The 21456-nt window shown below is 73.5% G+C and carries 19 protein-coding genes; 14 read left to right on the top strand and 5 right to left on the bottom strand.

From position 1 onward, the window contains the following. The first annotated feature begins 185 nt into the window (after positions 1–185). Both AB0K67_RS28160 and AB0K67_RS28155 read left to right on the top strand, forming a co-directional pair. A complete protein-coding gene (locus AB0K67_RS28160) occupies positions 186–1433 on the top strand; it encodes a sensor domain-containing protein (RefSeq protein WP_364066272.1) in 1248 nt (415 codons plus the stop codon). Then, a complete protein-coding gene (locus AB0K67_RS28155) occupies positions 1424–2071 on the top strand; it encodes a response regulator transcription factor (RefSeq protein WP_364066269.1) in 648 nt (215 codons plus the stop codon). The genes AB0K67_RS28160 and AB0K67_RS28155 overlap by 10 nt, the downstream gene beginning before the upstream one ends. Before the next feature lie 780 nt (positions 2072–2851). Here AB0K67_RS28155 and mihF read toward each other — a convergent pair. Together mihF and AB0K67_RS28145 are read right to left on the bottom strand one after the other, a co-directional pair. Continuing rightward, positions 2852–3157, bottom strand: a complete 306-nt coding sequence (gene mihF / locus AB0K67_RS28150; protein WP_364066267.1) for an integration host factor, actinobacterial type — start codon at positions 3155–3157, stop codon at positions 2852–2854. Between the two features lie 590 nt (positions 3158–3747). After that, positions 3748–5085: an ROK family protein gene (locus AB0K67_RS28145; RefSeq protein WP_364066265.1), complete on the bottom strand. Its 1338-nt coding sequence runs from the start codon at positions 5083–5085 to the stop codon at positions 3748–3750. 23 nt (positions 5086–5108) lie between these two features. Between AB0K67_RS28145 and AB0K67_RS28140 the strand changes: the two genes are divergently transcribed. From AB0K67_RS28140 to rbsK, 10 genes are all read left to right on the top strand, one after another. Next, positions 5109–6713 carry an MFS transporter gene (locus AB0K67_RS28140; RefSeq protein ID WP_364066263.1) on the top strand — a complete coding sequence of 535 codons (1605 nt, stop codon included), beginning with the start codon at positions 5109–5111 and terminating at the stop codon, positions 6711–6713. Between the two features lie 613 nt (positions 6714–7326). Then, positions 7327–8367 (top strand): LacI family DNA-binding transcriptional regulator, encoded by a 1041-nt coding sequence (locus AB0K67_RS28135; RefSeq protein WP_364066261.1) that lies wholly within the window; start codon positions 7327–7329, stop codon positions 8365–8367. Next, on the top strand, positions 8364–9278 hold the full coding sequence (locus tag AB0K67_RS28130) for a sugar ABC transporter permease (protein ID WP_364066258.1): 915 nt from the start codon (positions 8364–8366) through the stop codon (positions 9276–9278). The genes AB0K67_RS28135 and AB0K67_RS28130 overlap by 4 nt, the downstream gene beginning before the upstream one ends. Next, entirely contained in the window at positions 9275–10093 is an 819-nt protein-coding gene (locus AB0K67_RS28125; protein ID WP_364066255.1) for a carbohydrate ABC transporter permease, read from the top strand. The genes AB0K67_RS28130 and AB0K67_RS28125 overlap by 4 nt, the downstream gene beginning before the upstream one ends. 9 nt (positions 10094–10102) lie before the next feature. Continuing rightward, positions 10103–11401, top strand: a complete 1299-nt coding sequence (locus tag AB0K67_RS28120; RefSeq protein ID WP_364066252.1) for a sugar ABC transporter substrate-binding protein — start codon at positions 10103–10105, stop codon at positions 11399–11401. Then, entirely contained in the window at positions 11398–12444 is a 1047-nt protein-coding gene (locus tag AB0K67_RS28115) for an ADP-ribosylglycohydrolase family protein (RefSeq protein ID WP_364066250.1), read from the top strand. The genes AB0K67_RS28120 and AB0K67_RS28115 overlap by 4 nt, the downstream gene beginning before the upstream one ends. 6 nt (positions 12445–12450) lie before the next feature. After that, positions 12451–13449 (top strand): ADP-ribosylglycohydrolase family protein, encoded by a 999-nt coding sequence (locus AB0K67_RS28110; protein ID WP_364066248.1) that lies wholly within the window; start codon positions 12451–12453, stop codon positions 13447–13449. Continuing rightward, positions 13446–14585, top strand: a complete 1140-nt coding sequence (locus AB0K67_RS28105; RefSeq protein WP_364066245.1) for an ADP-ribosylglycohydrolase family protein — start codon at positions 13446–13448, stop codon at positions 14583–14585. Before AB0K67_RS28110 ends, AB0K67_RS28105 begins: the two co-directional genes overlap by 4 nt. Further along, complete coding sequence (locus tag AB0K67_RS28100) at positions 14582–15913, top strand: ADP-ribosylglycohydrolase family protein (protein WP_364066242.1); 1332 nt, start codon at positions 14582–14584, stop codon at positions 15911–15913. Before AB0K67_RS28105 ends, AB0K67_RS28100 begins: the two co-directional genes overlap by 4 nt. Beyond that, the gene (rbsK, locus tag AB0K67_RS28095) at positions 15910–16794 is read left to right on the top strand and encodes a ribokinase (protein WP_364066239.1); all 885 of its coding nucleotides are present in this window, start codon (positions 15910–15912) and stop codon (positions 16792–16794) included. Before AB0K67_RS28100 ends, rbsK begins: the two co-directional genes overlap by 4 nt. Positions 16795–17040: 246 nt before the next feature. Here the strand turns inward: rbsK and AB0K67_RS28090 are convergent, their stop codons facing one another. After that, positions 17041–17736, bottom strand: coding sequence for a FadR/GntR family transcriptional regulator (locus tag AB0K67_RS28090; protein WP_364066236.1), 696 nt, complete (start codon positions 17734–17736; stop codon positions 17041–17043). A 209-nt stretch (positions 17737–17945) separates the two neighbouring features. On the opposite strand from AB0K67_RS28090, the gene leuA reads away from it, so the two are divergent. Then, a complete protein-coding gene (leuA, locus tag AB0K67_RS28085; protein WP_364066701.1) occupies positions 17946–19694 on the top strand; it encodes a 2-isopropylmalate synthase in 1749 nt (582 codons plus the stop codon). Positions 19695–19769: 75 nt separating this feature from the next. On the opposite strand, the gene pyrF is transcribed toward leuA, so the two are convergent. Then, positions 19770–20594, bottom strand: coding sequence for an orotidine-5'-phosphate decarboxylase (gene pyrF, locus AB0K67_RS28080; RefSeq protein WP_364066233.1), 825 nt, complete (start codon positions 20592–20594; stop codon positions 19770–19772). A gap of 152 nt (positions 20595–20746) precedes the next feature. On the opposite strand from pyrF, the gene AB0K67_RS28075 reads away from it, so the two are divergent. Continuing rightward, positions 20747–21016 carry a hypothetical protein gene (locus AB0K67_RS28075; RefSeq protein WP_364066230.1) on the top strand — a complete coding sequence of 90 codons (270 nt, stop codon included), beginning with the start codon at positions 20747–20749 and terminating at the stop codon, positions 21014–21016. A 14-nt stretch (positions 21017–21030) separates the two neighbouring features. Here the strand turns inward: AB0K67_RS28075 and AB0K67_RS28070 are convergent, their stop codons facing one another. Next, entirely contained in the window at positions 21031–21414 is a 384-nt protein-coding gene (locus AB0K67_RS28070) for a hypothetical protein (protein ID WP_364066227.1), read from the bottom strand. Positions 21415–21456 lie beyond the last annotated feature (42 nt).

Raw genomic sequence — 21456 nt, 5'->3', positions numbered from 1 at the left:
AGCCTCGATTCGCACGGGGGAGAGCGGACGCACTCCAGGCTCCCGCCGCGCGGCCCCGCGCACATTGACGCGAGCCGCACTCCTTCGGTCGGCACGCCACCACCACCAGGGGTAGGGCAAGCCCTACCACCGGACACCGGTGCACCCACTCGATCCGCCGGGTTCCGCCGCCTACCGTGGTGGCCATGCGCTCCCTGACGAGGCGTGTCCTCCTTGACACCCGATACACGCTGGTCGGCTTCCCGACCACGCTCATAGGCTTCGTGCTCATGGTGACCGGCCTGGCCGCAGGCGTCGGCACGGCGGTCATCTGGATCGGGCTGCCGCTACTGGCCGGGACGCTGCTGATCGCGCGCGGGTTCGCCGACGCCGAGCGGGGATGGCTCGCCGACGTGCTGCAGCGGCCGCCCGTACGGCCGCGCTACAAGCCCGCGCCGCCCGGGGCCGGCCGCTTCCGCCGCATGGTCAACCCCCTGACGAGCGGCCAGTCCTGGCTCGACCTGCTGCACGGCATCATCAACCTGCCGTTCGCGGTCATCTCGTTCGTGGTGACGGTGGTGTTCTGGATCGTCCCCCTTGCCTGCCTCGCCTGGCCGCTGTACGGCATCATCACCATGCGCATCCCCGGCAACATCGAGCTGCCCGAGCTGCTCGGACTCGGCGACGGCTACCTCGTCAACGCCGCCTTCTACGTCGTCGTCGGCCTGTTCTTCCTGCTGCTGAAGCCGTTCGTCATCCGGGGCGCCGCGCTGCTGCGCGCCGGGCTCGGGCGGGCGCTGCTGACCGGCGTGGCCGAGCTGCAGGAGCGCATCGACGACCTCGCCGAAGGCCGCGCCGCCGCCGTCTCCGCCGAGGCCAACGCGCTGCGCAAGCTGGAGCGCGACATCCACGACGGGCCGCAGCAGCGGCTGGTCTCACTCGCCATGGAGCTGTCGAGGGCGCAGCGGCAGCTCGCCAAGGACCCCGAGGCGGCCCAGGCCACGCTCAAGTCGGCCATCGACGCCACCCGCGAGACCCTCGACGAGCTGCGTGCGCTCTCGCGCGGCATCGCCCCGCCCATTCTGTCCGACCGCGGCCTCGCGCCCGCCCTGGCCGCGCTCGCCGGCCGCTGCACGGTTCCCGTCGATCTCGACGTACAGACCGTCGAGCGCTACTCCGCCGCCATCGAGAACGCCATCTACTTCGTCTGCGCCGAAGCGCTCACCAACGTGGCCAAACACAGCCGCGCCACCGTCTGCACCGTCCAGCTCGTCCGTCTCGGCGACGCCCTCATGCTCACGATCGGGGATGATGGGGTCGGCGGCGCACACGTCGCCAAGGGACACGGGCTCGCGGGGCTGGCCGACCGGCTGCGCGCCGTGGACGGCGAGCTGACCGTCCAGTCGCCTGAAGGCGGGCCCACGGTGATCGTGGCGGAGGTGCCGTGCGGGTAGTCGTGGCCGATGACGCGGTGTTGATCAGGGAGGGCCTGGTCAGGTTGCTCGAGGAGTTCGGCTGCGAGGTGGTGGCGGCGGTCGGGGACGGAGACGCCCTCGTCGAAGCCGTCACCGAGCACAAGCCCGACGTGTCGGTGGTCGACGTGCGCATGCCGCCGTCGTTCACCGACGAGGGCCTGCGGGCCGCCGTCGAGGCCAGGCGGCGGGTGCCCGGCGCGCCGGTGCTCATCCTGTCGCAGTACGTCGAGGTCTCCTACGCCGACGACCTGCTGGCCGACGCCAGGGGCGCGGTGGGCTACCTGCTGAAGGACCGCGTCGTCGACGTCGACGAGTTCCTGGAGGGCCTGCGGCGGGTGGCCGCGGGCGGCACGGTCTTCGATCCCCAGGTGGTGTCCCAATTGATGGTACGAAGGCGCAAGGACGACCCGCTGGCGCAGCTCACGCCGCGCGAGCGCGAGGTACTCGGACTCATGGCCGAGGGCCGCTCCAACCCGGCCATCGGGCGGCAGCTCGTCATCAGCGACGGCGCCGTGGAGAAGCACATCAGGAGCATCTTCAGCAAGCTCGGCCTGTACGCCGAGGACACCGACCAGCACCGCCGCGTCCTCGCCGTGCTGATGTACCTGCGCTCCTGACCTGCCGCCTGCCTCGGCCGGTTTCGCGCGGTCGCCCCGGCCTGACACGGGCGCCCTTGACCGCGGTGCGCCGGCCGCGCCCTCACCTGCCGTACCGGCTCCGTCCTGGCCGATGCGCCGATCACCACTGACGACGAGCGCCGGCCGCGCCTTAGCCCGATGCGCTGGTCGCGGCCGGCGCCGATGCGGATGCGCCGGCCGCCGGACTCGGGGTGTGCCGGCCGGCCTTCGCCGGACCGGCCGTGAGACTCGCTCTGCCGCCGTGACGCGGCCAGGACCGCTCATCGGAAGGGTTCGCGCGCCCTTGGCGGCCGAGAGGCCGTGAAAGAGGCTCTCAGGCGAGCCGGAGGACGGCGACGGAGGGGCGGGGCGCCGGAAGCGGGGCGAGCCCTTGGCGTGGGCTGCTCGGGCGGAAACGCGCCCTTGGGCGGCCGGTGGGCCGGCGGAGGCGGAGACGTGCCCTTGGTGCTCGGTGGGGTGGCGGAGGTGGGGACGCGCCCTTGGAGGCCGGGGGCTGCCGGGTGCGGAGATGGGCCCTTGGAGGCGGTGGGCCGCCGAGACAGACAGCTGGGCGGGGGCGTCGGAGGGCGATGAGGCGTTTGCAGGAGTGGCCCTGGGCGGCGGGGTGGGGGTGGCCCCTTGGGCGGGAGCCGGGGGAGGGCTCCCTGAGGGGCGGCCCGCCGGCCGAGCGGGGCGGCTCCGCTCGCCGGGTTCTCCTGGGCTGCCAGGGTCGCCGGCCGGTCCGCGCGGCCTCACGCGCGCGGACCTGGCCGCCCGGCATCAGCCGAGCGCTTCGACCAGCTTCTTGCGCTGCTGGGCGCCCAGGCCGCCGAGGCGGCGCTTCTCGTCGACGCCCGCCTCCTCCATCAGCGCGTTGGCCTTGGCCGGCCCCACGCCCTTGACGGCGCGCAGCGCCTGCGACACCTTGATCTTCTTCGCGATGTCGTCGTCGCGCTCCAGCAGCTGGGCGAACGTCAGCTCGCCCGCCTTGACCTTGGCCAGCAGGGCCGTGCGGGCGGCACGGGCCTCGGCGGCCTTGGCCAGAGCGGCTTGACGCTGCTCGGGGGTGAGAGTGGGAAGTGCCATCTCAGTTCTCTCCTCGGGGAGTTTTACGTTCGGGTCCTGTAACCCGTGGTGCAGTGGCTAATCATGGCGGATACCAGCGGTTCGTGTTGCGGAAAGCGCCCTGTCAACGTGCCTGTCACCCCGATGCGGCGGCCTCCGCACACCTCGCGCCCGGCGCGACGGTGCCCCCGCTGACCCCTATGCCGCCGACCACGCGTTCTGTCACACCGTAGCCCTAAAAGGGCGGAATGCCCCCTTCGCTCGGGCGAATCCGGCGCCGCTCGGGCCCGCCGTCACCCCTGCGGAGGGTGACGGTCGCGGCGGCTCTCGCAGGAGTGGAAGGAGCCGGGTGCGGGCATCGGTCCGAGGCGTCCGGGACCCGTCATGAGCTGGGCGGACGCGCGGTGCGCCGTCGCGCAGGAGGCCCCGGCGAAGATCGCCGTCGAGTGCGGAACCCCTGCTCGGGGGTCGCCTCGGTCCTGTGCGGTGCGCGTACGGGAGCGACGGGCGCCCGCCCCCAGATCATGATCGTCCCGCTCCTCCTGACCCCTCCGCTCCGGTCGCGGACGCCTGGCCTGCCAAGATCGCGTACGGGGCCTTCCGCGAGCGTGTTATGACGGCCGGCCCCCGCCCGGGGTGGAATGCGTCACACTTTGCCGTTCGGGCGTGTCGCGGGCCTGGTCAGGGTGGTTTTCGCGCCACATCTCCAGCCCTTCGACGGTCAGGAACGCGTCGAACACGGACTCCATAGCACCCAGAAGCGCTCCACGCCACCCGAGCGCCGACGCCTCGATCCGCGGCGGCCGCTCGCGGCGGATCGCCATCAGGTACGGCTCGCACGCCTCCAGGAGCGCCGCTCCGGCCCGTTCGTACAGCTCAGGGCCGTGCCCCGACAGCGTGACCACCTCGGGATCGTGCGCGTTCACCAGGCTCGCGATGCCGCGCCCCAGCGTCCGCGCGGTCTCCTCGACCGCCGCCGCGTCGGTGGCCAGCACGTGCTCGGCCTCCTCCCGGCCCCGCCCGCCTCCGTGGGCCAGGCCCGCGTGCCGCAGCAGTGCGTTCGCGCCCACGTCCGCGCCCCAGCAGCCGAGCGCCCCGCACGCGCACAGCCGCTCGCTGCCGGTGAGCGTCATGTGGCCGAACTCCGCGCCCGCGCCGCCCGCCCCGGCGACCGGCCGCCCGTCCACCACCAGGACGCCGCCCAGGTCGAAGTCCACGTGCAGGTGCAGGCCCACGCGCACGTCACGCAGCCGCCCCCGCCGCGCCTCGGCGAGTGCCGCGAACGCGGTGTCGTTCCCGACGACCGGCATCCCCGGCATCCCGGACGCACCCCGTCCAGCCCCGGCCTCGCCCCCTCGCGGGACGTCATCCACCTCGGCCCCGGACGGCTCTCCGGGCGCCCCGGCCGCGCCCTCCCGGCGAGCGCCGGCGGCCAGGAGGGCGGGGACGTCCACCGCGTTCCAGCCCAGGTGGGCGATGTCCACCAGGCCGCCGTGGCGTACCGGACCCGCCAGGGCGACACCGGCGCCGATGAATCGGTTGCCGAGCCGTTCGCGGTGCGCGGCCAGGGCCTCGCCCAGCGGGTGGAGCACGCCCTCCGGCGTGCCGTCGTGCGGGCGTACCTCCAGCACCGTGATCCGGCCGCCCAGCTCGCACTCCGCCAGCTCCCAGGCGTCCTCGCGCACGTCCACGGCCAGCGCGACCGGCCCGTACGGATGCGGCCCAGGCACCTGCGTCGGCCGCCCGCGCCCGTGCTCGGGTGCGGGCTCCTCGTGCAGCAGCGCGTCCTCGGCCAGGCCGGCCACCAGGACCGAGGCCGTGCCCCTGGCCAGGCGCAGGTCACGGGTGAGCTGGGAGCGGGTGCGGGTGGCTCCGCAGTCGTGCACGGCGCGCAGCAGCCTGACCCGGTTGTGCGCGCGAAGCTCGCCACTCGTCGTAGCACCGTTCACGATCCACAGTTTATGCTCTAGCCGTGAACAAAAGCGCCATAGTCGCCAGACGGGCTCGTGTCGGAGTTTTCGGATTCTTCTTTCTCGCCGGTCTTGTCATGGGCGTGTGGGCCGCCGGGCTGCCCTCGCTCAACGACCGGCTCGACCTGGGGCCCGCCCTGCTCGGCCGGGTCCTGCTGCTGATCTCCGGTGGCGCTCTGGCGTCGATGCTGCTCGCCGGGCGGCTGGTGGACCGGTGGGGAAGCAGGCGGCTGTGCTGGATCGCCGGGCCGCTGTCCGGGGTGGCCCTGCTCGGGCCCGCGCTGGCGCCGTCGCCCTGGGTGCTGATGGTGCTCGCGGTGGTGTTCGGGATGGGGCTGGGAGTCCTGGAGATCGCCATGAACGCCCACTCCGTCGAGGTCGAGCGGTGCTACGGGCGGCCGATCATCTCCGCCTTCCACGGCACCTGGAGCCTCGGCGGCGCGGCCGGCGGCGGGCTCACCTCGCTCGTCCTCCAGGGCGGGCTGGACGCTCAGGGGCTGCTGGTGGTGGCGGCGATCGTGGTGCCGTTCCTGTACCTCCCGGCCGCCCGCCTCCTCCTCCCCGACGCCTACACCCGCCCCGGTCCCGCTGGAGAGGCGGCCGTTGACGCGGGCGGGGGAGTGACCGGAGCCGCCGCAGGGCCGGGCGAGGGTTCTGCTGGCTCGGGCGGGCTGAGCGCTCCGGGCGAGGTCCCCGGCGAATCGGCGGGGAGCGCCGCAGGGTTGGGCGAGGGCGCTGGTCAGTTGGCCGGGACCACCGCGGGGCTGGGCGAGGGCGTCGGCGGATCGGCCGGGACCACCGCGGGGCTGGGTCAGGAGGCTGAGAAGCCGGCGGGGAGTGCCCCAGGGGCGGGCGATGGCGCCGGGAAACCTGCCGGGACCGGCGTCAAGCCTGGCCAAGGGGCTGGGAAGCCGGGCCGGAGCGGGGGTGATGGCGGGCTCAAGTGGGGGCTGATCGCGCTGCTCGGCCTGGCCGCGTTCGCCGGGCACCTGAGCGAGGGTGCGGCCATCGACTGGGCCGCGCTGCACGCCAGGATGGTGCTGGAGGCGGACCCGGCGCTGGCGCCGCTCGCGTACACGATCTTCTCGATCGCCATGACGACCTTCCGGCTGCTCGGCGACCCGATCAGGGGACGGCTCGGCTCCGTGCTGACCATCCGGCTCGCGGGCGTCCTCGCGACCGCCGGGTACGCCCTGGTGCTCGTGTCTCCGATCTTGGGCGACCCGCTGCGGGTGGTGTGCGCGTGGACCGGCTGGGCGCTGGCCGGTGTGGGGCTGGCGACGGTGGTGCCGGTGCTGTTCAGCGCTGTGGGCGCGGCAGGCGGCCGGGTCGGGCGGGCGCTGGCCATGGTGACCGCCTTCGGCTACAGCGGCCTGCTGCTCGGGCCCGCCGTGCTCGGCTTCGTTGCGGAGGCGGCGTCCCTGCCGGTGGCGCTCATCATCCCGGCCGTGCTTGCGGCCGTGGTCACGGCGGCCGGCTCCCCGGCCATCCGCGCCCTCCTCGCCTTGTCCAGCGCCGCCCCGTCCGAGCCCTCGACTCCGGGAAAGGAGCCGACCCCGAACTCGGCCCCGGACCTGGCCCCAGACCGGGCCGCCATTCGCGACTGAGCCGACCGGGCCGCTGCCCGTGCCTGAGGCGCGTTCCAGGGTCCGCGCGCACGCACTCGCTCCCGGCGGTGACCTGGGCAGGGAGGTTGGCGTGCGGTGCCGTGCTCAGGCGCCGGGCACTGGGTCGGCTCCAAGCGGGTCCGTCCCCTCGGGGTCCGGAGGGGGAGCCGACCTGCGCGTGCCGGCCCGCTGCAGGCAACGCCCGCACATGCTGCACTCGGGCGCGGATGCGCCTGCAGCGCCCAGCGCTGCGCGACGGCGGTCGTCAACAACGCCCGCAGGTGCTGGACGCGGGCGCGGATGCGCCTCCGGGAGGCGCGCGCAAGGCCGATCCCAGAAGGCCGGTCCGTGCGCGGGGCCGCCTCGGGTGAACCTTCACGGAAAAGCGCCCGTCGGCGTGCGCCGGGGGAGCCCACGCGAAGGGCCGGGGCGGTCCATTGGGGCCGACCCGGTTCCCGGTCCCGTGGTGATCGGTTTGCTCAAAGCGCCGCTGACCTGGTGTTATGCGATCGTGACTTGACCTGCAAGTTACATGCAGGTTTCATGTCCCCCACGCCGTAAACGTTTACAGCAGATCATCTGTAAACGTTTACACCACGAGGGAAGGACAGCCTTGGCCGACGGACCCACGATCACCACGATCGCCGAGCGCGCCGGTGTCTCGATCGCCTCCGTCTCGCGGGTCCTCAACGGCCTGCCGACCAGGCAGGAGACGGTGCGCAAGGTCATGGCGGCCGCGGACGAGCTCGGCTACGTGCGCAACGCCGTGGCCAGGTCGCTCAAGTCGCGCCGCACCAACCAGATCGCGTTCGCGATGGCCGACGTCGGCAACCCGGCGTACCTGGCGATGCTGCGGGAGATCCAGCCGGTGCTGAAGGCGGCCGGCTACCGGCTCGTGCTGCACTCGACCGACGCCGTCGTGGCCGACGAGATCGACGTGCTGCACAGCCTCGGCGAGCGGTACGTGGACGGCCTCATCATGAGCCCCCTGCGCGTCACCGACGCCCACCTGGAGATGCTGGCCGCGGCCAGGGCCCCCGTCGTGATCATCGGCTCGGTGCCCGACGGCACGCGGGTGGACAACGTGCGCGCCGACTCCCGCACGGGCGTCCGCCTGGCGATTGACCACCTGTACGCGCTCGGCCGCCGCCGCATCGCCATGGTGAACGGCCCGCTCGACACCGTGCCGGGCGCCGCGCGCGGCGCCGCGTACCGGGAGGCGCTGGCGGACCTGGGGCTGCCCTACGACGAGAACCTGGTGCAGATCGGCGACTTCTACCGCGCCGAGGGCCGGCGCGCGGTGGCCGAGCTGCTCGCGCGCGCCCCCGAGGTGGACGCGCTGATGTGCGCCAACGACCTGATCGCGCTCGGCGCGCTCGACGTGCTGCGCGAGCAGGGCCGGCGGGTGCCGGAGGACGTGGCGGTGGTCGGCATGGACGACACCGACCTCGCGGCGGCGTCGTGGCCGTCGCTGACCAGCGTCTCGCTCGGCTCGGCCGAGCGCGGCAAGGCGGCCGCCGAGCTGCTGCTCGAACGTCTCAAGGGCGACGACGGGGAGCCCAAGCGGGTCACCGTTCCGCCCAGGCTGGCGATCCGCGCCTCGACGGCCGGCCCCGGCTACGAGCACTCGCTGAGGAAGGAGGGCGGCGCGTGACGGCGACCGTGGCGCGACCCGCGCCGCCGCGCAGGCCGGGAGCCCGGCACCGCGCGGCCTCGCGGCAGCGGCGCGAGATGTGGCTGCTGATGCTGCCGGCGATGGTGCCGGTGGTGCTGTTCAGCGTGGGCCCGCTGCTGTACGGCATCGGCCTGGCGTTCACCGACGCCCGCAACACCCGTAACCACCAGACCGCATTCGTGGGCCTGGAGAACTTCACCAGGCTGCTGACCGACGACGAGTTCTGGGCGTCGTTCCAGATCGGCGCGATCTGGTCGGTCTCGGTGACGGTGTTGCAGTTCCTTGCCGCGCTCGGCCTGGCGCTGCTGCTCAACGAGAAGCTCAGGGGCCGGGCCGTGGCCAGGGTGCTGTCGGTGGTGCCGTGGGCGATGCCGCCGGTCGTGGTCGGCCTGATGTGGAAGCTCGTCTACCACCCCGACGCGGGCATCCTGAACGACCTGCTCGGCACCCACATCAACTGGCTGGCCGACTTCTCGCTGGCACTGCCGGCGATCATCGTGGTCGGGGTCTGGGCGGGCATGCCGCAGACGACGGTCGTGCTGCTCGCGGGCCTGCAGAACGTGCCCAAGGAGCTGTACGAGGCGGGCGCGATGGACGGCGCGGGCACCTGGCGGCGCTTCTGGAACATCACGCTCCCACAGCTCCGTCCGGTGATCGTGGCGATCACCTCGCTCGACTTCGTGTGGAACATCAACCAGTTCGGCCTGGTCTACGTGCTCACGCAGGGCGGGCCGGGCGGGCGCACCCGGCTGCCGATGTTGTTCGCCTACGAGGAGGCGTTCAGGTACCGCATGGCCGGTTACGCCTCGATGCTCGGCCTGGCCATGGCCATCGTCGTGCTCGCGGTGCTCGGCCTGTACCTGTGGCGCCAGATGAGGGAGGCCAGGTGAAGCGCGTCGCCCAGTACGCCGCTCTGCTCGCGTACGTCGTCTTTCTGGCGTTCCCGCTGCTGTGGCTGCTGTCCACGTCGCTGAAGACGCCGCAGGAGATGGCGCTGACGGAGCCCACGTGGATCCCGCGCGAGCCCACGCTGGCCAACTTCAGCGCCGCGTTCGGCGAGCAGGACCTGGTGGGCGCGGCGCTGCGCAGCCTGCTGGTGGCGCTGTTCGCCAGCGTGATCACGGTGCTGATCTCGCTGCCCGCCTCCTACGCGATGGCCCGCTACCGCGGCCTGGTCAACAAAATCGCGATCGGGTGGGTGCTGGTCAGCCAGGTGTTCCCGTTCATCCTGATCATCATTCCGCTCTTCATGATCCTGCGGGATCTGGAGCTGGTGAACACGCTGCCCGGCCTGGTGCTCGTGCACGTCACGTTCACGCTGCCGTTCGCGCTGTGGATGCTCCAGGGGTACGTGCGCGCCGTGCCGCCCGAGCTGGAGGAGGCCGCGGCGGTGGACGGCGCGTCCCGGGTGCGGGCCATCGCCACCGTGGTGGCCCCGCTGCTCGCGCCCGGCGTGGTGGCGACGTTGCTGTTCTCGTTCATCTCGTCCTGGAACGAATTCATGTTCGCGCTCGTGATCCTCCAGGACCCCGACGTCATGACGCTCCCGCTGACGCTGGTGAGGTTCACCGGCCCGGAGGGGGTGGCCAGGCTCGGCCCGCTGGCCGCGGCGTCGCTCATGGCGACGATCCCGAGCCTGATCTTCTTCGCAATCATCCAGCGGCGCCTGAAGTCCGGCCTGATGGCCGGCGCCGTCAAGGGCTAGGAGGCTCACATGCGTATCAAGTCCGCTCTGGCGGTGGCGGCGGTCCTCACGCTGGCCGCCGCGTGCGGCGGGGGAGGCGGCGAGTCGTCCGCCCCCGGCGAGCCGGTCAAGATCGATTTCCTCAGCCTGGCGTGGCAGAAGGAGTCGGTGGCCGCCAACAAGCAGATCGTGGAGGAGTGGAACAAGGCTCACCCGGACATCCAGGTGACCTACGTCCAGGGCAGCTGGGACAACGTCAACGACCAGCTCGTCACCCAGTTCTCCGGCGGCACCGCCCCCGACGTCATCCACAACGACTCGCCCGCGCTGGCCGGCTTCGCCTCCGACGGCTACCTGCTGGACCTGAAGGACAAGCTGCCCGCCGAGCTGAAGAACGACATCCCGCAGACGGCCTGGGACACCGTCACCTTCGACGACGGGCAGGGCGGCCAGGGCGTCTACGGCGTGCCGTTCCTGCAGGAGTCGCAGGTCATCATCGCCAACAAGAAGCTGCTCGACGCCGCCAAGGTCCGCATCCCCACCCCGGACGACCCGTGGTCGTGGGACGAGTTCTCCGAGGCGGCCAAGAAGATGACCAAGGGCGGCACGTACGGCGTCGCCTGGCCGATGAAGTCGCCGGTCAACAAGACGCTCAACCTGGCGCTCAACTTCGGCGGCACGTTCTTCCAGACCACCGACGGCAAGACCACCGTCAAGGTCGGCCCCGAGGAGCGCGAGGTGCTCCAGCGCATCCACGACCAGCTCTACAAGGACAAGTCGGCCGACCCGGCCGCGCTCGGCCAGGGCACCGCCGACCCGCTGCCCGCCTTCTACCAGGGCAAGTTCGCGATGCTGCCGACCGGCGTCTACCTGCGCCAGCAGGTGGCCGAGCAGGCTCCCGACGGCTTCGAGTGGGTCACGCTGCCCGCCCCCAAGGGCACCACCGCCGAGCAGGGCGCGGTCTCGCAGACGCTGTCGATCGCGCAGGACAGCAAGCACCCCGACGAGGCGATGCAGTTCATCGCGTACTTCCTCAACGCCGAGAACCAGGCCAAGCTCGCCAAGGGCGACTGGCTGCTGCCGACCTCACAGAAGGCCGCCTCCGACCCGGCCATCACCACGAAGGAGAACGGCTGGGACGTGGCGACCGCCTCGGCCAAGAACCTCGTCGTGGCGCCGTTCCTCAAGGTGAACGGCTTCGACGAGTGGAAGACCAAGGTGGCCACCCCGGCGCTGCAGGAGTACTTCGCCAATAAGATCACCATCGACGAGGCGGCCAAGCGGCTGGTCGAGGACGGCAACAAGGTGCTGGAGCGGTACTACCGGTGACGTCACCACGCGACAGGGCCCGGGGGTGCCTGCTCGGCCTGGCGGCCGGCGACGCCCTCGGCGCCCCTGCCGAGAACCTGACCCCGGAGGAGATCCGCCGCAGGTGGGGACGGCTCACCGAGATCGAGGGCGGCGGCACCGACGACACCGAGTACGCCATCTACGCGGCCTCCCTGCTGGTCCGCCACGGCCACGCGCTCACCGCGGCCGACGTGGCGGCGGCCTACCGGGCCGAGGTGATCCCCAGCGTGACGGGCCCCATGCGCGGAGCCGGCTTCTCCGAGCTGGGCACCGTCGAAGCGCTTCGCCGCGGGCTGGAACCGCCGCTGACCGGGCTGGTGCACAACCACGGCTGGTCCGACGGGCTGGCCATGCGCGCGGCCCCGTACGGGATCTTCTGCCCGGGCGACCCGGCCGAGGCGGCCCGGCTGGTGGAGCAGGACGGCCTGGTCAGCGCGTCGGGTGAGGGCATCACCGGCGGCCGTGCGGTCGCCGGAGCCGTGGCCGCCGCCATGGGCGGCGCCGTACCGCAGGAGGTCGTGGACGCGGCGCTGTCGGTCGTCCCGGCCGACTCGTGGACCGCGCGCAACATCAGCAGAGCGCGCGAAGCACTCAAGGCCGGAGACCCCGCCGCGCTGCACGAGGCCGTCGTCGTCAAGCACTACCCCTGGACCGACGTCGCGCCCGAGGCCGTGGCGCTGGCCATGGCCGCGTTCCTCGCCGGGGACGGCGAGGTCGAGGCGGCCGTCACGTACGGTGTCGGCCTCGGCAGGGACGCCGACACCATCGGCGCCATCGCCGGCGCGCTGGCCGGAGCCTCCCGGGGAGAGAGCGGCGTGCCGTCCCGCTGGGCCGCCAGGATCGGGCCCGTGACCGGCAAATGCCTGCCCGTGGTGGCCGGACGGCACGTACTGGACGTCGCCGACGAGCTGGCCGACCGGCTGGCGGAGGGCGGCGGACAGGCCGGCGCTCCCGCCGAAGCCGGAAAGCCCGCCGAAGCCGGCAAAACGGCCGGAGCCGACGCGCCGGCGGAAGGACTGTAGATCGATATGTCGGGGGACAGAATCAGGGGAGCCTTCGCCGGGCTCGCCGCCGGTGACGCCGCGGGCTGGCCCGCGACCCGGCACCGCGCGGCCCTGCACGCGCCCTGGAGCCGCCGCCTGCACCGCGAGCTGGACACGTTCGCCGAGGAGCACCGCGTCACCACGCTGCCGGTGCCGTTCGCGCTCAACCAGCCGGTCGCGCCGCTGCGCCTCGGCCCGTCGGACGACGCCGAGTGGCTGGCCTGGACGGTGCTGACCATCGACCGGCCCCGCGCGGAGGCGTACGCGGAGCTGGTGCCGCTACGTCCCGGCACCGGCCCGGAGAGCATCAGGGCCCGCATCTCCGTCGCGACGGCGCTGGACAACCTGGCCAAGGGGATCGCGCCGCCCGCGTCCGGGCACGACAACCCGCACCACTTCGACGACGCCGCCGCCGTCAGGGCGGTCGCGTACGGGGTGCTGCGCCGCGACCCCACGCCCGACGCCCAGGTGACGAACGCCTACGACGGCGTGCTCGCCGCCCGCGCGATGGCCGCCGCCGTGGCCGAGGCCGTCGACTCGGGCCAGGTGGGACGGGCGGTCGAGGCGGCGCTGGCCGAGCTGCCCGAGGACACCGCGATCGGGCACAACGCCCGGCTCGCGCTGGCCGCCGCGCGCAAGGCGGGCGACGCGTTCGCCGCCGTCCCCGCACTGGACGCCGCCCTGCTCGACCACGTCTACAGCTACGGCGTCGGCGCCGCGCAGACCGTGCCGGCCGCGCTGGCGCTGGCCGAGGCGGCGGGCGGCGACCTCACCCGCGCCGTACCGGCGGCGGCCTGCCTGGCCGCGCTCGCCGACTCGGCGCCCGCGCTCACCGGAGCGCTCACCGGAGCCTGCGGCGGGCTGGAGGCGATCCCGGAGGGGTGGATCGCCTCGGCCCGCACGCTCACCGGCTGCTGCCTGCCGGACCTGGCGGGCCGGGATCTGATCGAACTAGCGGACACACTTTCGGAGGGAATCGCATGACGCCGCTTGAGGACAGGGCGACTGGCTGCGTGGCGGGGGCGGCGGTCGGTGACGCGCTGGGCGGCGCCACCGAGGGCTGGACCGCCGAACAGATCGTGGAACGTTACGGGGGCCGCGTCGAGGGCATCGTGCCGCCGTTCAACGCCGACTGGCGCAACGCCCGCCCCATCGCCCCGTACCACAAGGGCGACGGCCACATCACCGACGACACCCTCATGACGCACGCGCTGATCCGTGTGTACGAGAAGGCCGGGCGGCACCTGGACGCGTACGCGGTGGCCGAGTACCTCGTGCCCGAGCTGATCGGCGAAAAGCGCTGGATCCCCGAGCTGGAGGACGAGGCGCTGCCGCTGCAGCGGATCTTCCTGGCCGAGAAGTGGATCGTGGCCCGCCTGCACTACGGGCACGCCGACCCGCGCGAGGCCGGCGTCGGCAACATCGTCAACTGCGGTGCCGCCATGTACGTCGCCCCCGTCGGCATCGTCAACGCCGCCGACCCCGACGCCGCCTACGCCGAGGCCATCGACCTGACCGGCGCGCACCAGTCCAGCTACGGCCGCGAGGCCGCCGGCGTGATGGCCGCCGCCGTCGCCGAGGCCATGCGTCCTGGCGCCACCGCCGACTCCGTGGTCGGCACCTGCCTGCGCCTGGCCAAGGACGGCACCAGGGCCGCCATCGAGGCCGTCTGCGAGACCGCCTCCGGCCTCGGCCACTGGGAGGGCTCGTTCGAGGCGCTGCGCGCGGCCATCCGGCCGTTCGACACGGTCGCCGACACCTACCGCGACCAGGGGCTCGGCGCGCGGCGGCCGAGCCGGGTGCACAGCATCGAAGAGCTGCCGCTGGCCCTCGCCTTCCTGGTGATCGCCAAGGGCGACTACCGCGACACCGTGCTCGGCGGCGTCAACTACGGCCGCGACGCCGACTCCATCGCCTCCATGGGCGGGGCCATCGCGGGCGCGCTCGGCGGGCTGTCCAGCGTGCCGGCCGAGTGGGTCGAGCAGGTCGGTACGGCCAGCCGTACCGACCTGGTGGCGCCCGGCAAGGCGATCGCCGAGGTCGCGCGCCGCCTGCACGCCGCCGATGTGGCCCGCCGCCGCGCCCACGAGGCCGCCTTCGCGGAGCTCGATCGCGCATGATCCGCCTCACCTGGGTCCAGCCCGAGGACCTGATCGGGCACGAGCTGCGCCAGGCCGCCGAGGACGGCCGCGACGCCCGCGACATCGCCGCGCGCTGGCACGCCGCCGGAGGCCACGACGCGCCGCCGCGCGCCGGAGCGTCCGAGCCGGGCGCCGCCCGCCTGCGCGGCCTGGCCGAGGAGCTGCTGGACGAGCTGGCCGCGCTGCCCGCGCCGCCCGGCGAGCCGTCCGACTGGGACGCCATCGTCGCCGCCTGCCCCGACTGGCCCGCGCCCCGGCAGGGGAGCGCCGAGGTGGACCCGGACCGCGTGCTGGGCGCCTGGCTCGGCCGGGCCGCCGGCTGCGTGCTCGGCAAGCCCGTCGAGAAGATCCCGCGCGAAGGCATCAGGGAGATCGCCGAGTCCACCGGCAACTGGCCCATCACCGGCTGGTTCACCGGCAAGGGCCTGCCGGAGGACGTCGCCCGCCGCTGGCCGTGGAACCGCCGCAGCGCCGTCAACTCCCTCGCCGAGAACATCGACGGCATCCCCGAGGACGACGACCTCAACTACCCGCTGCTCGCCCTGTCGGTGCTGGAACGCCACGGCCGCGGCTTCACCACCGACGACGTGGCCAAGCTCTGGCTGGACGAGCTGCCCGCAGGGCGCACGTTCACCGCCGAGCGGGTCGCCTACCGCAACCTCCTCGACGGCGTCGAGCCGCCGGAGACCGCCACCAGGCGCAACCCGTTCAGGGAGTGGATCGGCGCGCTCATCAGGGCCGACGTGTACGGCTGGGTCAACCCCGGAGACCCGGCCACCGCCGCCGAGTACGCCTGGCGCGACGCCCGCCTCACCCACACCGCCAACGGCGTCTACGGCGCCATGTTCACCGCCGCGATGTGCGCCGCCTCCCTGGTCGCCACGTCGGCCGAGGAGGTCGTGCGGGCCGGGCTGTCCGTGGTCCCCGCCGGGTCGCGGCTGCACGAGGCCGTCACGCTCGCCGTCGCCGACGCCGAGCGCGAGAGCGACTTCGAACGCGTCATCGACCGCCTGCACGAGCGCCACGGCCACCTGCACTGGGTGCACACCGTCAACAACGCCGCGCTCATCGCCGCCACCCTCGTGCACGCGCGCGGCGACTTCACCGCCACCATCGCGGGCGCCGTCGCCGGCGGCTGGGACACCGACTCGGCGGGAGCCACCGCGGGGTCGGTGGCGGGGGCGCTGAACGGCGGCGTGCCCGAGCGCTGGCGCATCCGCGACAGCCTGGCCAGCAGCCTGACCGGGTTCGACGGGGTCAGTCTCGCCGAGCTGGCCGCGCGTACACAGGAGATGATGAAGCCATGATCTCGGTATTCGGCAGCGCCAACATGGACCTCGTCGCGTACGTCTCCCAGGCCCCCAAGCGTGGCGAGACCGTCACCGGCCACAGCTTCCGCACCGTGCCCGGCGGCAAGGGCGCCAACCAGGCGATCGCCGCTTCGCGGGCGGGCGGTGAGGTGGCGTTCCTCGGCGCGGTGGGCGACGACGCCTTCGGGGCCGAGATGCGCGCCACGCTCGCCGATGCGGGGGTCGACGTGCGCGGGCTGCGCCAGGTGCCGGGGCCCAGCGGCATCGCGCACATCGTGGTGGACGACTCCGGCGGCAACTCGATCATCGTCGTCCCCGGCGCGAACGGCACGATCACCGGGCCGTCGGGGAGCGACCTGGCCGTCATCGCCGGATCCCAGGCGCTGCTGCTCCAGCTCGAGCTCCCCATGGAGGCCGTGGTCGGCGCCGCCCAGGCGGCCCGGGTGTCCGCCGTCCCCGTCTACCTCACCCCGGCGCCCGCCCAGCCGCTGCCGGACGAGCTGCTCGAGGCCGTCACCACGATCGTCCCCAACGAGCACGAGGCGGCCGCCATCACCGGCGTCACCGGCCCCGGCGAGGCCCTCGACGCGCTGCTTGAGCTGGTGCCCGAGGCGGTGATCACGCTCGGCTCCGAGGGCGCCCTCTACGGCTCGCGCTCGGGGGAGCGGCACCGGGTGCCCGCCAGGAAGGTGAACGCCGTGGACACCACCGCCGCGGGTGACACCTTCGTCGGCGCGCTCGCCGTCGCCAGGTCCGAGGGGATGCCGGTGCCGCGCGCGCTGGAGTTCGCGACGGTGGCGGCGGCGCTGTCGGTGCAGCGGGAGGGCGCGAGCACCTCGATGCCGGCCCGCCGCGACATCGAGGCGGCCCTCACCTGACAGCACCGGAACCGGTACGCGCGGCGGGCGCGCCCGCTCCGGCACGGCGAAGGACGCGGCCCCTGGGGATGCGGCCCCCTGGGAAGCCGCGTCACCCGCCCTTCGCACGCCCGGCCGCAGGCAGCACGCGACCGCCCGATCTCCGCACGCCCGGCCGGCGGCCGCATGCGGCCCTCCGCCCTTCGCACGCCCGGCCGGAGGCAGCACGCGACCGCCCGCTCGGCCGGGGCGGGAGCGGGCGATCGATCAGAGGCGGCGGCTGTGGAGGCGGGCGAGGGTCTGGTCGAGCTCGTTCTGCAGGATCGTGCCCGCCGCGTCCGCGTCGCCGTCCCTGATCGCGGCCACCAGCGCCGCGTGCGTGCCGTGACCCGTGTTGGGGTCGCGCTCGCGCAGTGACAGCATCTCGACCAGGTCGATCAGCCCCTCTTTCAGTACGGGCGCGAACTCGGCGAACAGGTCCGACAGGACCGGGTTGCGCGCCGCCGCCACGACCGCCGCGTGCAGGTCGATGTCGGCCGCGACGAAGGCCGCGTCGTCGCCCTCCGACGCCCGGACGCGGGCGGCCAGCGCCGCCTCCAGCGCCGCCACGTCCTCCTCGGTACGCCGCTGCGCCGCGAGCCGCGCCGCCTGGGTCTCGACGATGGCGCGGACCTCGTACACGTCGGTGATCGCGGCCCGCCGCAGCCGGGCCGGCCAGTCCTCGGCCGGCTCGGCGGCGATCACGTACACGCCGGAGCCCTGCCGCGCCTGCACCAGGCCCGCGCCGGCGAGCGCCCGCAGCGCCTCGCGCACCGTCGAGCGGCCCACTCCGAGCGTCTTGGCCAGCGCGTTCTCCCCTGGCAGCCGGGTGCCGACCGGCCACTCTCCCTGGGTGATCTGCTCGCGCAGATGCTCGGTGGCCTGCTCGACGAGCGGGCTGGGGCGGATCGAGCCGAGCGGCATGGGCGCCAACCTCTCAGGTTGTCTGAGGACCTGTGGTGTGGTTAGTCTACCCGGCATGACGTCGTACGGTCTGCTGCTTCTCGGCCGCCGCGGCGGGGCTTGACCGGACCGGCACCCCGCCGCGGTGGTCAGGGTGCCCGCCGGTCCTCGAGGAAGCGACCGTGAAGGAACACGTGATGTACGACTGGAACCGGCAGCGTCCGAGCGCGATGCCATACCACCGCTACCGCCCCGCCCACGAGCGCGTCGAGGTGCCGCTGACCGATCGCACCTGGCCCGCGCGCCGCATCACCGAGGCGCCCCTGTGGGTGCCGGTGGACCTGCGCGACGGCAACCAGGCGCTGGCCGAGCCGATGGACCCGGCACGCAAGCGCCGCATGTTCGACCTGCTCGTCCGCATGGGCTACAAGGAGATCGAGGTCGGCTACCCGTCGGCCAGCCAGATGGACTTCGACTTCGTCCGCCACCTCGCCACGCCGGGCGTCGTGCCGGACGACGTGAGCGTGGTGGTGTTCACGGCGGCGCGGCGCGATCTGATCGAGCGCACGTTCGCCGCCATCGAGGGCATGTCCCGCGTGGTCGTCCACCTCTACACGGCCACCGCACCCACCTGGCGCGAGATCGTGCTCGGCCACGACAGGGCCGAGCTGCACGCCATGATCAGGGACGCCGCCGAGCACGTCGCCCGCCTGGCCGGCGACCGCGACATCCGCTTCCAGTTCTCGCCGGAGGTGTTCAACCTCACCGAACCGGACTACGTGCTGGAGGTCTGCAACAGCCTGACCGCCCTGTGGGACGCCTCGCCCGACCGCCCCGTGATCCACAACCTGCCGGCCACGGTCGAGATCGCCACACCCAACGTGTACGCCGACCAGATCGAGTACATGCACCGCCACCTCGACCGCAGGGACGCGGTGATCCTGTCGGTCCACCCGCACAACGACCGCGGCACCGGCGTGGCCTGCGCCGAGCTGGCCGTGCTCGCCGGGGCGCAGCGGGTGGAGGGCTGCCTGTTCGGCAACGGCGAGCGCACCGGCAACGTGGACCTGGTCACGCTGGCGCTCAACCTGCACTCCCAGGGCGTCGACCCGATGGTGGACCTGTCGGACATCGACGAGGTCCGCAGGGTGGTCGAGCATTGCAACCGGCTGCCGGTGCCCGACCGCCACCCGTACGCGGGCGACCTCGTCTACACCGCCTTCTCCGGCACCCACCAGGACGCCATCAAGAAGGGCCTGGCCCACCACGCCGAACGCGCCGCCGAGCTGGGCGTGCCGCCGGAGCAGGCGCCGTGGGACGTGCCGTACCTGCCGATCGACCCCGCCGACGTGGGCCGCGACTACCAGGCGGTCATCCGCGTCAACAGCCAGTCGGGCAAGGGCGGCATCGCGTACCTGCTGCACACCCGCTACGGCCTGGAGCTGCCGCGCCGCCTGCAGATCGACTTCTCCTCGGTCGTGCAGCGGGCCACCGACGGCAGCGGCGAGGAGATCACCGCCGAGGAGCTGTGGGAGCTGTTCCACGCCACCTACATCGCGCCGGGCGAGAGCGCCGCGCCGGTGGAGTGGAAGGCGGTGGAGACCGGGCCGGGCGTGCACGAGTTCGAGGGGACGCTGCCCGACGGGCGTCGCCTGCACGGCACCGGCAACGGCCCGCTCGCCGCGCTGACGTCCGCGCTCGCCGCCGACGGCACCGAGGTGGACATCCTGCACTACGCCGAGCACGCGCTCGACCCCGGCAGGGGCGGCAGGGCCATCGCGTACGTGGAGGTGCGCGCGGGCGGCGTCACTCGCTGGGGCGCGGCCCAGGACACCTCGGTGCTGACGGCGTCGGTGCAGGCCGTCCTGGCCGCGGTCACGCGGGCCAGGAGCGCTGGGAGCGTCGCCGCGCAGGGCCCGGCGGCTGTTGAGGCGCCCGCGCAGGGCCCAGCGGCTGTTGAGGCGTCCGCGCAGGGCTGAGCGACGGTCTCAGGGCGACGCTCAGGGCTGAGCAGCCGTCGCTGAGGTGAGTCAGGGCTGAGCGTCTGAGGCGGGTCAGGGCTGGGCGGCGGTCTGGGGAGACAGGGCGGCGGCGCATTCGTCGCGGTAGCGCAGCACGCGCTCGCGCAGCCGCGCCGGGTCGGCGAGCACGGCACGGGAGACGGACGGCACGACGGCGTGGCGCACCGGCCCGAACAGCCGTGCCACGTCGGCCGGCGTCGCCCCCTGCGCGCCCACGCCGGGGGCCAGGATGGGGCCGTTGAGGTCGTCGAGCGGGTGGTCGAGCCGCCCGAGCGTCGCCCCGATCACCAGGCCGACCGGCCCGAACGGCGAGTGGCCCGCGTTCGCCTTGGCCGCGCCCTCGATCACCTGCCCGGCCACCGGCCGCTGGAAGCCGGCCGACTCGGGGTTGGAGGTGCGGGTCACCACGAACACGCCCGCGTCGTTGGCGACCGCCGACGTGATCGCGCCCTCCAGCGACCCGAACCCCTGGTACGGGCTCAGCGTCACCGCGTCGGCCGCCAGCGGGCTGCCCCGGTCGAGGTACGCCTCCGCGTACGCGGCCATGGTGCTGCCGATGTCGCCGCGCTTGGCGTCGAGCAGCACCAGCATGCCCGCCGCGCGCAGGTCGGCGATGGTGCGCTCGAGAACGGCGATGCCGCGGCTGCCCCAGCGCTCGAAGAAGGCCGACTGCGGCTTGACCACGGCGGCCACGTCGGCGACCGACTCGACCACCGTGCGGCTGAACCGCTCAAGATCGGCCGGGGCGTCGTCGAGCCCCCAGGCGTGCAGCAGTGCGGGGCTGGGATCGATGCCCACGCACAGTGGCCCGTAGGCGTCGAGCCTGGCTCGAAGGCGGGTCCCGAACGACTCGTTCATGTTGCGACTTCCTCACGGCCGCGTCGGCGGCGGCCCTGGACGGCGCGGGCGCGGATGGCTCTCCGGCGACCCTAAGGCACGGAGCCGGCCGCTGCCTAACCACCGCGGCGCACGAGTCTTTCTGCCGCATCCCGGAGGGTAGTTCGACAGACATGTACGAGATCGCCCAACGGGTGCTGGTGCTGCGTACCGAGCCGCCGCGTGAGGTCGTGGTGACGATCGGCCTGCCCTACGAGGAGCCCACCGGCGAGTGGTCGTGCCCGTACCGGATCGACGGGCTCGAAGGGTGGGAGCACGAGCGCAAGGTGAGCGGGCTGGACTCGCTGGAGGCGGTCGAGCGGGCGATGACCACGGTACGGGCGGCGCTGGCGGACTCGCCCGAGGCCAAGGAGGGGCTGCTGTCCTGGGAGGGCGCGCTCTGACCTCGGACGGGCGGTCAGCGGGAGAGCAGCCAGCGCCAGCGCGGCAGTTCCAGCACCACCGTCACCACGCCGAGCACGGTGACCACCCCGGCCACCACGGCGTGCCAGACCGTCCACGCCGCCACCACGGCCGCCACGATGTGCAGCACGACCAGCGCGATCGTCACCCAGCCCGGCACCGCGACCACCACGTGCCGCTTGTCGCCTGGCGTGGAGAAGACCGTGGGCAGCCCGATCAGCACCACCACGGAGAGCACCGCCAGCGGCACCGAGTACGCGGCGAGCGCCCACGGCGTGGCGACCCACGCCAGCAGCTCGACGGCGAACCGGAACGCCGAGGCGAGCCGGTCGTCGGGGCGCGCCGCCGAGGGCCGCGGTGAGGGAGTGGCGGATGACACGCGCGTACCCTAACAGGCCGCGATCGGGGTGATCTAGGAAGC

It is taken from the genome of Nonomuraea sp. NPDC052634 (assembly GCF_040678535.1).
GTDB classification, from domain to species: Bacteria; Actinomycetota; Actinomycetes; order Streptosporangiales; family Streptosporangiaceae; genus Nonomuraea; species Nonomuraea fastidiosa.
The sequence above is the reverse complement of the archived record's forward strand: the minus strand, read 5'-3'. Positions and strand labels throughout refer to the sequence as shown.